Annotated in this window: 11 protein-coding genes; 8 read left to right on the top strand and 3 right to left on the bottom strand. The window is 36.5% G+C overall.

Annotation, left to right across the window (positions count from 1 at the left end):
• Window positions 1–4 precede the first annotated feature (4 nt).
• The 6 genes from OC457_RS05295 (at window position 5) to OC457_RS05270 (ending at window position 7,240) form a co-directional block, all read left to right on the top strand.
• Window positions 5–1,315: a TolC family outer membrane protein gene (locus OC457_RS05295; RefSeq protein ID WP_080175844.1), complete on the top strand. Its 1,311-nt coding sequence runs from the start codon at window positions 5–7 to the stop codon at window positions 1,313–1,315.
• Between the two features lie 11 nt (window positions 1,316–1,326).
• On the top strand, window positions 1,327–1,917 hold the full coding sequence (locus OC457_RS05290) for an OmpA family protein (RefSeq protein WP_080175845.1): 591 nt from the start codon (window positions 1,327–1,329) through the stop codon (window positions 1,915–1,917).
• A 44-nt stretch (window positions 1,918–1,961) separates the two neighbouring features.
• Window positions 1,962–2,585, top strand: a complete 624-nt coding sequence (locus OC457_RS05285; protein WP_080175846.1) for a transglutaminase-like cysteine peptidase — start codon at window positions 1,962–1,964, stop codon at window positions 2,583–2,585.
• A 13-nt stretch (window positions 2,586–2,598) separates the two neighbouring features.
• Window positions 2,599–4,527: a bifunctional diguanylate cyclase/phosphodiesterase gene (locus tag OC457_RS05280; RefSeq protein WP_080175847.1), complete on the top strand. Its 1,929-nt coding sequence runs from the start codon at window positions 2,599–2,601 to the stop codon at window positions 4,525–4,527.
• Between the two features lies 1 nt (window position 4,528).
• Window positions 4,529–6,658, top strand: a complete 2,130-nt coding sequence (locus OC457_RS05275; protein ID WP_080175848.1) for a type I secretion system permease/ATPase — start codon at window positions 4,529–4,531, stop codon at window positions 6,656–6,658.
• A gap of 102 nt (window positions 6,659–6,760) precedes the next feature.
• Complete coding sequence (locus OC457_RS05270; RefSeq protein ID WP_080175849.1) at window positions 6,761–7,240, top strand: LabA-like NYN domain-containing protein; 480 nt, start codon at window positions 6,761–6,763, stop codon at window positions 7,238–7,240.
• A gap of 63 nt (window positions 7,241–7,303) precedes the next feature.
• Here the strand turns inward: OC457_RS05270 and OC457_RS05265 are convergent, their stop codons facing one another.
• Entirely contained in the window at window positions 7,304–8,248 is a 945-nt protein-coding gene (locus OC457_RS05265; protein ID WP_080176628.1) for an IS1595-like element ISPma1 family transposase, read from the bottom strand.
• A gap of 78 nt (window positions 8,249–8,326) precedes the next feature.
• Window positions 8,327–9,013, bottom strand: a complete 687-nt coding sequence (locus tag OC457_RS05260; protein ID WP_080173685.1) for a cation transporter — start codon at window positions 9,011–9,013, stop codon at window positions 8,327–8,329.
• Window positions 9,014–9,183: 170 nt separating this feature from the next.
• Here OC457_RS05260 and OC457_RS05255 point away from each other — a divergent pair, with 170 nt between their 5' ends.
• Together OC457_RS05255 and aqpZ are read left to right on the top strand one after the other, a co-directional pair.
• Window positions 9,184–10,068 (top strand): LysR family transcriptional regulator, encoded by an 885-nt coding sequence (locus OC457_RS05255; RefSeq protein ID WP_080173684.1) that lies wholly within the window; start codon window positions 9,184–9,186, stop codon window positions 10,066–10,068.
• Window positions 10,069–10,466: 398 nt separating this feature from the next.
• Window positions 10,467–11,171 carry an aquaporin Z gene (aqpZ, locus tag OC457_RS05250; RefSeq protein WP_210436061.1) on the top strand — a complete coding sequence of 235 codons (705 nt, stop codon included), beginning with the start codon at window positions 10,467–10,469 and terminating at the stop codon, window positions 11,169–11,171.
• 94 nt (window positions 11,172–11,265) lie between these two features.
• Here the strand turns inward: aqpZ and ydiJ are convergent, their stop codons facing one another.
• Window positions 11,266–14,325 (bottom strand): D-2-hydroxyglutarate dehydrogenase YdiJ, encoded by a 3,060-nt coding sequence (gene ydiJ, locus OC457_RS05245; RefSeq protein WP_080173681.1) that lies wholly within the window; start codon window positions 14,323–14,325, stop codon window positions 11,266–11,268.
• Between the last annotated feature and the right edge of the window lie 160 nt (window positions 14,326–14,485).

Genomic DNA, 14,485 nt, shown 5'->3' with positions numbered 1-14,485 from the left:
AATAATGACAAAAAAATATATATTTAAAAAAATTGCTCTATTAATTAGCCTTCAATGTATGGCGACGCCAGTAATGGCACAATCATTAGAGCAAGCAATTGCAGAAACATTATCAACCAACCCAGATATCAAAAGTGCTTATAATGAGTTTCAAAGTAAGCATCAATTGATCAATGCCGCTAAAGGTGACTATTTACCTTCAGTCGATCTAGAAGCAGGCATCGGACATGATGACTATAAAGCCAAAAGTCCTTCAGGTCAGTACCGTCCTCAAACTGCCAAAATTAATATTCGCCAATTAATTTGGGATGGGTCTATTACGTATAATGATATTCAACGTAATAAGTCAGAAACAGAAGCACAACGCTATCAACTATTGTCTGATGCACAAGATAAAGCACTAAAAGCAACTGAAGCTTATCTTAATGTTCTTCATGCCCAAGATGTTCTAACGTTGTCTCAATCTAATCTAAAAGTGCATCAAAAAATGTACGTGGATATCAAAAAACGTGCCGATGCAGGTATTGGGTCAACCGCAGATTTAGCCCAAGTTGATGGCCGTTTAGCTAGCTCTAACGCTAATTTATTAGCAGCAGAAAGTAATCTGCAAGATAAGACCACCGCATTTGTACGTACAGTTGGTGCCTACCCTGTCGATCTTGTGAAACCTGAAGTTGATAGTAATTATTTACCAACGTCTTTAGATGATGCTCTTACAAAAGCACAAACAAGTAATCCTGTGGTTTATATTGCATCAAATGATATTAATGCTGCCGAATATCAATATAAGCAGGCACAAGGCTCTTTCTACCCTTCTTTTAGCATTGAAGCCTCACAAGAATGGGGACAAGATCTTAATGGTTCAGCTGGCGATACCGATGAACTAAAAGCAATGCTAAAAATGCGTTATAACCTTTTTGATGGTGGAAGTGACGTCGCTAAATCACGTCGAGCGGCTTATCAGATCAATAAATCTAAAGATGTTCGAGATCGTGCTCACCGTATGTTAGAAGAAGGAACACGCCTTTCATGGAGTGCATTAACATTATCAAAAAAACAAAAATTATTTTTACAACAACATGTTGATGCTTCAGCGCGTACCGTTATTGCTTATGAAAAACAATTTAAAATTGGTCAACGATCTTTATTAGATGTACTGAATACTGAAAACGAATTATTTGAAGCGCGCAAAGCCTATTTAACTGCCGAGTATGATGGCATTTTGGCAAAATACCGCGTGTTAAATGCAACAGGGTTAATTCTTAGTGAGATGCGAGTTGAAATACCTCAATCTTGGGTACAATCAGCTAAATAAAGGAACAAGACATGAAATACACAATTATTGGATTACTCGCACTATCATTATTTGGTTGCTCACTTTCAGTGCCTACTCCCCCCATCGCCAAGCAAACTAAAAATTTATTTGATAACGACAGTGATGGTGTAATTAACCAACGAGATCATTGTCCCAAAACACCTATTGATGCTGTTGTCGATAATAATGGCTGCCCAACTTATATTGATAGCTCAGAACAAAATGGGATTCATATATTATTTGCAAATGACTCTTCAGAAATTCCTGAAAATTATATGCAAAATATCAAAAATATGAGCAAATTCTTGGTAAAATATCCCAAAACTCATATTGAACTTAAAGGATATGCTAGCCCTGTGGGTAATACCGCTTACAATATTTCCTTATCAAAACGTCGTGCAAGTGTTATCCGTCAGGCATTAATTAATGAAGGTATTGCACCTTCTCGAATTAAAACTGTTGGCTTTGGTGACAGCGATCCTGTTGCCGCTTATGATATAGAAGAAAGTAATACACTGAGTCGCCGAGTGATAGCGCAAGTTGTCGGATCTCAAGAAAATATCGTAAAAGAATGGTCCATATATACCGTTCGTGAAAACTAAGCAGATAATAACTATTGAAAAAAATAATCTTATGGCTAATTTGCATGTTATTAGCAGTGAATGTATCTGCTGCTAATAACATGTACCAAATAGAAAAAATAAAACAATTTTATGGTGAGCGTGCAGGAAAACGAGCCCTCGCTTGGCGTAAACTTATCCAAAAATCACAGCATTTAACTGAGCCTCAAAAGCTTAAAGCTGTTAATGATTTTTTTAATCAATTTGTCTTTATTAGCGATCAAAAACTATGGGGGAAAGAAGATTACTGGGCAACACCTTACGAATTTATTGGCACAGGCGCTGGCGATTGTGAGGATTTTAGTATTGCTAAATATAAAACGTTACTTAAACTTGGTATTGATGATAACAAGCTCAGATTAGTATATGTAAAAGCACTTGAACTTAATCAATTCCATATGGTTGTAACTTATTATCCAACACCATCAGCGATACCCTTCGTCCTAGATAATCTCAACGGAGAGATTTTACCTGCTTCCCAGCGTAAAGATTTATTACCAATATACAGTTTTAATGGTAGCAAGTTATGGCTAATGAAACAAAAAGGACAGGGACAAGTAGCAGGAAATGCTTCACGTTTAAGTCTTTGGAATGATTTACGTAATCGTTCACAAAACATCAAACTAAATCGACCACGACATACTTTTTAATAGGTAAATTATAATGACCCTTTACCGACAACTTTTACTGTGGATGCTAGTTGTATTATTTTTGCTAACCAGCGCTGTGTTTTTAATTCAATTTAACACCACTAAAAATTATTTAATTGAACAACAATCAACAGAGCTTAACAATGTTGTTAACTCCATCGGATTTTCTTTATCTCCTTACATCAAAGATAAAGATTTTATTGCTGCTGAGTCTGTTATCAATGCCACCTTTGATTCGGGTTATTATAGCCAAGTAAAACTGACATTATTAGACTCTAAAAAAGAGATCCTTCGCCAATATCCACAAAGAATAGATAATATTCCTGATTGGTTTCAATCAATAATCCATATTGAAGCAATAACACAAACAACGACCTTAACCAGTGGCTGGTTACAACTCGCAAATTTAACAGTCACTAGTAGCCCGATCCCAGCCTATATTCAATTGTGGAAGGCAACGGTTCAGCTTGTACTTGGTTTTATGTCCTGTCTATTATTAACTGCGATTATCTTATCCTTAGTACTCAATAAAGTATTACGACCATTAAAACAAATTCAAAAAAGTGCACAGGAAATAGCACAAAACCATTTTACTGATCCTTTGCCTACACCTCATACTCGTGAATTATTCGATCTCGTTATTGCTTTTAATTCAATGAATACTCAATTACAACAACATTTTGAACAGCAAGCTCAAGAAGCTGATATGTTGCGTATTCGTGCCTACCAAGATCCCGTATCCGGCTTAGCTAACCGTAGTTACTTAATGACGAACCTAAAGTTATGGTTATTAGATAAACCTACTGGCGGTATTATTCTATTAAAATCTGATGCGATTGAAGATAGCTACCAACAATCAGGTTATGAAAATGGTGATATGTTAGTACAAAAACTGACTGATCATCTAAAAGAGCTTTCTACAGATAATGTGACCATCGCTCGTCTAAACCAATCAGAATTTATGCTTATTGCACCTAATGCCTCCGAAGATGATCTTATGGATACAGCCCGATCCATGCTGAACATGGCAGCAGAACTTAACTCAGATCCTCTAGGTATTGCCCCTATCCAAGCGGCTGTTGGTATTGTTATGTGTTCAGATACTCTAACAATAACAGCATTGCTTGCTCATGCTGACAATGCTGTAAATAAAGCACGCCAACAAATTAAAGAGCCTATCGCTTTATTAGAAATTAATGATAAAAAAACCATACCAGCAATGGGTAAACAGCAATGGAAAACATTGGTTGATGAAGCAATTGCAAATAATCTTATTCATTTCACTTTTCAAAAAGCAATTAATGTACATAATGGCTTAATTCATAAAGAAATGTTTGCCTATATAAAAAAAGGTCACCAACAATTTAATGCGGGTCAATTTCTATCTGCCATTGAAAAACTGAATGAAGGAACAAAATTTGACTGCTATATCATTGATACTATTTTTAACCAATTAACCAAGCAAACAAAATCAGTACCTGTCGCAATAAATATTACCCAAAGCAGTATTAATGATACGGGTTTTATTCGTTGGCTTAACAGTAAACTTCAATCTAATTCTCAAATGAAAAAATCTGTTTTATTTGAATTACCTGAAATTTGCTTTATTAAAAATATCAATAACACCAGTTTACTTTGTGACATTATTCGTAAAAATGGGTTCCAATTCGGTATCGATAATTATGGTCACAATTTTAGCTCTCTAGGCTACCTTAATAAATTACGACCTAGTTACGTAAAACTAGATTTTGCTTATACATCACAATTAGATGATCAAGTAAAAATGGATGCTTTAGAATCCATAACTCGTAGTGCTCATAATCTTTCCATTCTCACTATTGCCTCTCGTGTGGAAACTATTGAACAAAAAGATAAATTAACACAGCTAAAAGTTCAAGGTTTCCAAGGTTATGTCACCGCTCAGTTAATTAATGAGAAATAACATGAAAGACCCTTTACTTCAATCACTTAGTTATATTAGTCGTTTCTACGGCCAAGCGAATTCACCAGATGCTTTAATTGCAGATCTGCCTCTCACTGATGGTTTACTGACTCCATTTTTATTACCTCGAGCAGCAGAAAAGGCGGGGCTTCAGGCCAAACAGACACAATTAACGCTCGATAAGTTGTCACCCCTATTATTTCCTGTTATTGCCATACTAAAAGGTGGCGATGCTTGTGTTATCCTCAGTATTGATAAAGAAAAGGGTGAAGCTGAAGTTGTTCTCCCTCAAAACGAGGCTTCTGAGCAATGGATTAATATTAATGAATTAAATGCGCAATACAGTGGTCATTTATTCTTAATAAAGAAACGTTTTCGTTACGATGAACGTTCTCCTGAAATATTAAAAAACCGCGATGGGCACTGGTTTTGGAGCACTTTGTGGGAATCACGCAGTATTTATCGTGACGTCTTTATTGCTTCAATTTTAATCAATATATTCGCGATTGCCGCACCGTTATTTACTCGCTTAGTCTACGATAAAATTGTACCTAACCTTGCTTTTGATTCTTTATGGGTTCTTGCAGTCGGTATTACTATTATATTTATTTTTGATTTTATCTTAAAATTATTAAGAAGTTATTTTATTGATTTAGCAGGTAAAAAATCAGACGTTCTACTTTCAGCTAAAATATACAGTCGAGTGATGGGAATAAGAATGGAAGCAAAACCAGCATCTGTTGGTGCTTTTGCTCGACATTTACAAGAATTTGAATCAATCCGTGAATTTTTCACATCAGCAACAGTTTCATCACTGATCGATTTACCGTTCGCGCTACTTTTTTTATTAATAATATATGTAATGGCGGGACCTTTAGCGTTAGTCCCATTAATTGCAGTATTAATTTTAGTGATTTATAGCTTTCTCATTCAACGACCACTACGTCGTACTATTGAAGAAGGCTCTCGCTTAGCATCTCAGAAACACGCCAACCTTATTGAAAGCTTATCTGGTTTAGAAACCATTAAAATGTTTGGCGCTCAAAGTCAATTTCAATATCGCTGGGAAGAGGCTGTTACTCATATTTCAAATTGGGGTTTAAAATCTCGTCGTTTAACAGATTCAGTTCAAAATACTGCAGGGTTTTTACAACAATTTGTTTCTGTTGCCATGATTGTTGTTGGTGTTTATTTAATCGCTAATGGCGAGTTAACCATGGGCGGATTAATCGCATCAACAATGCTAAGTGGCCGTGCTGTCGGCCCTATGATACAACTTGCTTTATTATCAACTCGGTATAATCAAGCAAAATCTGCAATGACAATTATTGAACAATTAATGTCAATGCCATTAGAACAAGAAGATGGTAAACGTTATATTCATCGTCCAATCATTCGCGGAAAAATAGAATTTAATGACGTCACATTTTCTTATCCTAATGCCACACAGCCAGCCTTAAAAAATATTAATGTTACGATTAATCCTGGTGAAAAAGTGGCGATTATAGGCCGTATAGGCTCAGGAAAAACCAGTCTTGAACGTATATTAATGGGATTATATCAGCCACAACAAGGCTCTGTTCGTATTGATGATACAGATATAAATCAATTACATAATATTGATATTAGACATAATATTGGCTGTGTTCCACAAGATATCACACTATTTTTTGGGTCTATTCGCGACAACATCATACTTGGACGTCCTTTAGCGACAGATAAAGAAATCTTACTGGCAGCTGAGCGTGCGGGAGTTACAGCATTTACTCAGCATGATACTGCTGGTTTAGAAAAACAAGTGGGGGAAGGTGGACATGCTTTATCTGGCGGCCAGCGTCAAGCAATCGCTATTGCACGTGCATTTCTTAGCCAACCGCCAGTACTAATTATGGATGAACCCACAAGTAGTATGGATAATCGTTCAGAAATGTATATTAAGCAGCAATTACGTCAAATGAAGCAAGATGAGACGTTAATTCTTATCACCCATAAAACAGGAATGTTAGATGTTGTTGATCGCTTAATCGTCATGGAACATGGCCATATTATTGCTGATGGACCAAAAGAACAGGTATTACAAACATTACGTAACGGAAATATTAATCAACCATCAGCGAATAAGAATAAATAGCAATAATAGTCATACACATGATTATTTATTTAATAATAGTTGTAATGTATAACCAGTTTGTCCACCATAACAGACTGGTTATTTAAACTCTTTAGGATTCTCGTGGAAAAAGTTGCTATTTTTGTCGATGTCCAAAACATCTATTACACCGTTAAAGAAAAATATCATTGTAACTTTGATTACAATGCTTTTTGGGCTGAAGTATCACAAGGTCGAGAAATTATTGCGGCTTATGCTTATGCCATTCATAAAGGGGATGAAAAACAACGTCAATTTCAAAATATCCTACGCGGAATTGGATTTGAAGTTAAATTAAAACCGTTTATTCAGCGTAGTGATGGCTCTGCAAAAGGTGACTGGGATGTTGGAATTACAATTGATGTTTTAGAACATGCTGCTGATGCTGATCGGATTATTTTATTATCTGGCGACGGTGATTTTGATTTATTAGTTGATAAAGTACAAACCAAATATAATACCACCGTTGAAGTTTATGGTGTTCCAGGCTTAACCGCGACATCTTTAATTAATACAGCACAGTATTATCGAGAAATTGAAAGTACCTTACTTCTTGAACGTTAGTGCTTTTTAAAAAAAGGCCAACAATATATGCTGGCCTTCGTTTTTATTGAATTTATTTCCTGATTACCACCGAGACTCAGCCAGCGTTAATAATTTCTCTGGCATCGGTGGTGATTTTGCACCACATTTAATTAGCGTATTGAATATATCTTCAACTCGAAACCGATAATTAAATCGAAAACAGAATTCACCAAGATAACGAGGAATATGCTTTTCTCTAATTGCGTGATATGTCCCTTTTATCGAATTTTTAACGTTACCAATCATGGTATCGACCCAATAAAATGCAGCTTCATATTGGTGAAGTTCTTTACCATTTTTTGGTAATGAACCATGAATAATATCTGCTGCTAACAGACCATTAAAACAGGGTAAACCATCTGATATGACTAACGTTTTTTCTTGTAAATGCTTTTTAGCCCAATCTGTAATTTCTTGTTTTTTAAAACAAGAAACAACACTTAGCCGCATATAAATAGGATGACCTTCTTCATTCAAAGAGATCGCTGATACAAAAGGTGTTTTACCTTTGGCACCACGTCCTCGCTTTCCTTTTTGTTTACCTCCAATATATGCATCATCCAATTGCACGATATTGCCTAACTTTCGATTATCATCATGCTCTTTCATCACTTGCATGAGCTTATGTTTTATTCGCCATGCTGCGTTATAAGAAACCCCTAATTTACGCTTTAGCTCTAATGCTGAAATACTGTTTTTATCTTGTGTGATGAGATAAATAGCTAAAAACCAAGTAGTTAACGGTAATTTTGAATGGGAAAATAAAGTACCTGCCGTCAATGATGTCTGATGGTGACACTTATTACATTGATATAATGACCGCGATTTAAGTTCACAATAACTTTTAGAAGCACAGGTAGGGCAAACGTAACCATTTTTCCATCGAATATTAAATAAACGCTCTCTACATTGAATTTCTGTCCCATACATTTGCATAAATTCGGGTATAGAAAAGCCTTTCTGAAATTGGATTGAATTCTTAGGCATAACGTCACTCCTATACTTCAATATCTTAAAGTATAGGAGATAATTTAACAGTGGCTGTTAAATAGTGGTAATCAGGATTTATTTTATATGCTGAGCATGAACAAGATTTGAATGGTTATAAATGTCTATAAGTTCACCTACGGCTTGACGTACCATTTTGACAGGAACGATAATAAAATAAATAGATGCTAGAATTACCATTGTAGGATCTGCATAAACCGCCAAATGCGCATATTGTGTCATCATCAATACTTTTGCGACAACGAAACCCATTAATACAGCAGCACTGATCACTGTATCCATAACCCACTGTTTGGCTTCAGCATCTGCTAATACTGATGAGATATTTTGACTTTTGATTTTGATATAACGATATGTGCCATAACACCCCACGACACTGATCATACCAAAAGCTAAAGCCACACCTGCATTAATATCACGACCACCAGCTAAAACCGCTTCAACAGCCGAATAAAAAGACCACATACACATTAAAGCAATCACTGACCCTTTAATCGTAATAACAGCCGGCGCTATCATTGCGACTTGCGAACTATCTTTATTTATTTCAGGTTTATGAAGATAATGCGCAGCCCCCAAAGACAGCATGGTTAACGCCAAACTTACTAAAGAATATGCTCCATCAAAAATGATCACTAACGAACCAACTAGCGATCCAAGTACAATCCCTAAAATAGCAAAAGTAAACGATGACACGGTAGACAACAGGAGTAAACCGCGCTCTTGTTGCATTGAACTAGACATATAGGCCTCAATCGACAAATTTTTCGTCGTTTTTTTATTAAATTATGAAACTAATGAGATGATACAATCACTTCTATTAATACTATAATCACTGAGCGCCAACTTTATCGTCGCTAAAAAATGCAATTACCTATTCTTAGACCACTCTTTTTAATCTATCGGTACCATCAATGAAAATAGCTCAAATTGAAATGTTTCTATCAACTATAAAAACAGGCTCAATTGCCGAAGCTGCTCGCCGTCATGGAAAAAGTCGCACCACTGTTAGTGCATCATTAAGTGCATTAGAAGATACCTTAGGTGTTGAACTTTTAAACCGTAGCGGTAATCGCATCACACCAACAGTTATCGGAGAAGCAACGGTTAATGACTTTGAGCGTATAATTCTTATTGCCAGAGATATTCACACTCGCTGTGAACAATATAATATTGGTGTAGAAGCTAGCATTCGTATTGCTCGTGATGATTCATTACCAGAATCATTATGGCGACAGTTATTACGTCAAATACGTATTCAATTTCCTCAGACAAGTGTTTCTATTTACAGTGCCCCAACCCAAGAATTAGAAGAAATGGTGGCACAAAATCTTGTTGATGTTGCTTATGGTTTATTACCTAATACACATATTTTTTCACGATTACAACAAACAGATCTGGGTCAAATACGAATGATGTCTGTTGCTCATAAAGACCACCCTTTAAGTCAACTTCGAAAAGTAAATGATGCCGATCTCGAACGTTATACTGAAATTGCGGTCGCGTATTTTGATGAAGAAAGCTTACGGATCGTAACCCCTAAAGCAGGTAAATATATTGCTTTATCTTTTTATGAACATTTACGTGATGCCGTACTTGATCAAACAGGTTGGTCATCATTACCCGCCATTTTGATTAAGCAACATTTACGAGAAGGAACCCTTAAAGTAATTAAATATAATCGAGCAATGAATTGGCAATCATATGGTGAAGTTGTTGAAAATGAGGCTCGACGCGGCACTGTTGTAAAATGGTTATCACAACAATTAGAAACGTATTTATTCGATGAAAGTGATTAATTCTCAATATTCACATTCACGACATCATTCGTCTCCATATAAATAGAGCATCGACATGAGTTTATAAAATAATTGCATTTAAAGAGTAATATCTAAAATCCTGATAAATAGACTCAAGAAAAAGCTATCTATTACTAGAATTATTCACATCTATAAGTAAATATTCCACTAGCACTCAATATCGATGAGAATAAATTATTATTTAATAACATAATTTATAATTAAATTTTCAATTGCCCGCTAGTTTGTACAGCGTTTTTAATTCACTATGTGCGCCTTAAATTAAGTTCGTCTCATACTAGCTTCAATAATGGTACATACCGCTATTACGAAAACGACCTAATATAATATGTAATAACGTACTCTGAAATCGTAATTTAAAAGGAATAAGCTTTATGATGAGAAAATTAGTTGCCGAATTTATCGGTACCGGTTGGTTAGTATTGGGTGGTTGTGGTAGCGCAGTATTAGCGGCAGCATATCCTGATTTAGGTATTGGCTTTTTAGGTGTTGCACTGGCATTTGGTCTAACGGTTGTAACAATGGCATACGCAATTGGTCATATCTCAGGTTGTCATTTAAACCCTGCAGTTACTGTTGGTTTATGGGCTGGCGGTCGCTTCCCTACAAGTGATGTTATTCCTTACATTGCGTCACAAGTATTAGGCGGTATTGCTGGTGCTGGTGTGCTTTATATTATTGCAAGTGGTCAAGCTGGTTTTGACCTTGCAAATGGCTTTGCTTCTAACGGTTACGGTGCCCACTCTCCTGGTCATTACTCTTTATTATCAGCATTTGTTACTGAAGTTGTAATGACATTCATGTTCTTATTCGTAATTTTAGGCGCAACACATAAGCTAGCCTCACCACAAATGGCAGGTCTTGCTATCGGTCTTGCATTAACACTAATTCACTTAATTAGCATTCCCGTCACAAATACATCAGTTAACCCTGCCCGTAGTACAGGCCCAGCATTATTTGTTGGTGACTGGGCAACATCACAACTATGGATGTTCTGGGTAGCACCACTTATTGGCGCCGTAATTGCGGGTGTTGTATATCGCTGGTTATGCCCTGATAATGAATACCGCTCTGTTAGTTAAGTTTTTAAACGCATATTGAATATAAAAGGCGAGCTTAATCATTAAGCTCGCCTTTGTGTTGCTCATAATTTAAAAATATTTATGCATACCAAATTTAGATATCGACTAACTGCAACAACACCTGCACCGGATGTTTAAATTGAATATGTTCCAGTCGCTTCACTTGACTTCGACATGAATAACCTGTTGCCATACAGCGAGTGGTATCATACTGATCAATGTTCTCTTTCCAACTTAAATTAAATACGCTCTTTGACGATTCTAATTTATCGCTTTCATGACCAAATGTACCTGCCATTCCACAACATCCCACAGGCACCGATTTCATAATACCGCCAAAGTGCGTAAAAATAGCTCCCCACTGCTTTTCTGCATTAGGGAGTTTGGTTTTTTCAGTACAGTGGGCAAACAAATACCATGGTTTAGCATTTAATACTGGTCTTTGAGGCACTTGTTGTAATAATGATAAAAGCCATTCATGTGCGGTTAGCACCGTAAATTTTCCTCTACGTTGCTGCAACACCTCAGCATATTCATCGCGATAACACAGTACCAGTGCAGGATCAACACCAACCATCGGAATATCAAGCACCGCTAATTGATTTAAAAAATCAGCTGTTGACGTTGCCGTTTTTGCAAAGGCCTTTAGAAAACCTTTAACATGTTGTGCTTTACCATTTGGTTTAAATGGCAACAAAATTGGCTTTTTACCTAACTTTTCAATTAAATGAATAAAGTCACGTATAACCTGTGCATCATAAAAGCTGGTAAATGGATCTTGAACGATTAATACATAATTTTGACGTTCGTGATCTGATAGTGCTTGTAGCCATTGCATGTCAAAACATAGCGCATGATGGCCATCAAGGCTTTCGATTAACGTTGGTACTGATAATAATGGCATATCAACATAACCAATGGCGTTTACCGTCAGCTTTTTCGACCATTGTGGACGAATAAGACTATTAACGATCACTGGCGCTTTAGCCATTAATGGTAAAACATTTTCAACATATGCGACTAAATAATCTTTTGCCGGTCGCTGATAGCGACTGTAATAAATATTCATAAATCGAGAACGAAAGCTAGGTACATCGACCTTAATCGGACACTGACTAGCACACGCTTTACATGCTAAACAACCATTCATTGCTTCCATAACCTCATGTGAAAAATCATACTGATGACGAGCGGAACCATAGGTGTTTTTTAAGCGTTCAATAATCTGTTTGATTGTTGGAGATGTCATCAATAACTGCTGCTCTAACTCATCAGCATTGATCCCTTGCTCAGCAAGTTGTCTTAACCATTCACGTACTAACCCTGCACGGCCTTTAGGTGAATGACGACGATCAGCAGAGATCTTCATTGAGGGACACATTGGCGAGCTGGTGTCATAATTAAAACACAACCCATTTCCGTTACATTCCATGGCTTGTTTAAAGCTATCACGCGTAGTAACGGCTATTTGACGATCATAGAAACCCCGTTTCACACTATCGACTTTTACTAATTCACTGTCATTACCCAGTGGAGTACAAATTTTACCTGGGTTCATTCGGTTATGTGGATCAAACGCAGCTTTAATACGGCGTAACTCTGTGAATAATTCCTCACCAAAAAAAGCAGGACCATATTCAGAGCGGAATCCTTTGCCGTGTTCACCCCACATTAGACCACCGTATTTAGCAACTAATGTAACTACCTGATCTGAAATTTCTTTCATTAACAATTCTTGTTGAGGATCACACATATCTAATGCCGGACGAACATGTAAAACACCTGCATCAACATGACCAAACATGCCGTAATTAAGCGCTTTATCATCCAATAACTGTCTAAACTCAGCAATAAAGTCAGCCAAATTTTCAGGAGGTACACAAGTATCTTCAGCAAATGCGAGCGGCTTTTTAGTGCCTTTTGCTGCACCTAATAACCCCACGGCTTTTTTTCGCATAGTATACATTTTTTGAATACTGGCTAAATCATCACACACTTGATAACCGATAATACCGGCTTGTTGCTTGGCAATTAATTGATCAAGTTGTTGGCATAATGCCGTAACATGTTGTTGATTCTCTGTAATATCATTACTGGCATACTCCACCATGTTAATACCTAGCATGGTTTTCCCTGGTATATCAGCCAATAAACGTTCAACCGTATTCCAAACAATATCTTGTTTTGCTAAATTCAAAACTTTGGAGTCGATGGTTTCAACTGACAATGCAAGTGCATCAACCATCATAGGCGCATTACGTAATGCCGAATCAAAACTATCATATTTGATATTCACTAAAGTACGAGACTTTGGAATCGGTGTAATATTTAATTTAGCCTCTACGATAAAAGCTAAAGATCCCTCTGATCCACATAATAAGCGCGCAAGATCAAATTGTTGAAGTTGTTTATCATAGACATTTTTTAAATCATAACCGGTAAGAAATCGATTCAGTTTTGGAAATTTATCGACTATTTGTTGCCGTTTATTCCGACAAACTTGAGCGGTTGTTTGCAAGGCATTATTAATAAATACGCCCTGATCTAACTCCTCTAATTGTACCGAACTCAATGGCTCAGTATTAAGTACCGAGCCATCAACTAATACCGCAGTCAATAATAAAACATGATCTGAAGTTTTGCCGTATTTCAGTGAGCCTTGTCCAGAAGCATCAGTATTAATCATTCCACCTATCGTAGCGCGATTACTGGTTGAAAGATCAGGGGAGAAAAAATAACCATACGGACGCAGGGCATCATTAAGCTGATCTTTAATCACGCCGCTTTGAACGCGTACCCAACCTTCAGCTATATTAATGTCTACTATTTGATTTAAATAACGGGAAAGATCAACCACAATTCCTGATGTTAGTGATTGACCATTTGTACCTGTGCCGCCGCCGCGAGGAGAAAATGTAACGCCTTGATAATCATCATGACAACCTATTTTACCAATAAGAATAAGATCATCAATATTACGAGGTAATACAACTGCTTGAGGTAACTGTTGGTAGATACTATTATCAGTTGCAACCGCTAATCGACTGGCATAGCTTTGTTCAATATCGCCTTGAAATCCAGCATCAGATAATGCGGTTAAATATGATAGTACAACATTATCAATACTACTTTGATAGGTTAATGCAGGTAACATATTTTCACTCTCCCTTTTCCAGTAATTACGTATTTATACGCTGCTATTTCCAATAGCACTGGATTCACTATTCATCATTAATTATTTTAACAAAATGTCAAAATTTTATAATTTCACTTTACTCTACCTAGAAACTAAACTAAACAACTTATAAGTCTAT

The sequence above is a fragment of the Photobacterium toruni genome (assembly GCF_024529955.1).
GTDB lineage: Bacteria > Pseudomonadota > Gammaproteobacteria > Enterobacterales > Vibrionaceae > Photobacterium > Photobacterium toruni.
This window is presented reverse-complemented; position numbering and strand designations above follow the sequence as displayed.